The sequence below is a fragment of the Pseudomonas sp. AC463 genome (assembly GCF_979253585.1).
On sequence record NZ_CEEDDZ010000591.1, the window covers coordinates 1 to 273 of the forward strand.

Annotated in this window: 1 pseudogene; it reads right to left on the reverse strand. The window is 67.8% G+C overall.

The window, feature by feature from the left end:
• Positions 1–273 (reverse strand): annotated as a pseudogene (locus AC0IYH_RS31565) (glutamine-hydrolyzing GMP synthase); the annotation flags it as partial.

Consider the following 273-nt stretch of genomic DNA (forward strand, 5'->3'; position numbering starts at 1 on the left):
CGCATCCGCCTTGCGCAGGATGTCGCACCGTTCGCGCGTGACTTCGCCGGGAATACGGATCGCGAGGCCGGGTCCGGGGAACGGGTGCCGCCCGACGAACACATCCGGCAGGCCCAGTTCGCGGCCGAGCACGCGGACCTCGTCCTTGAACAGCTCGCGCAGCGGCTCGACCAGCTTCATGTTCATGCGCTCGGGCAGGCCGCCGACATTGTGGTGGCTCTTGATCGTTACCGACGGGCCACCGGTGAAGCTGACGCTCTCGATCACGTCCGG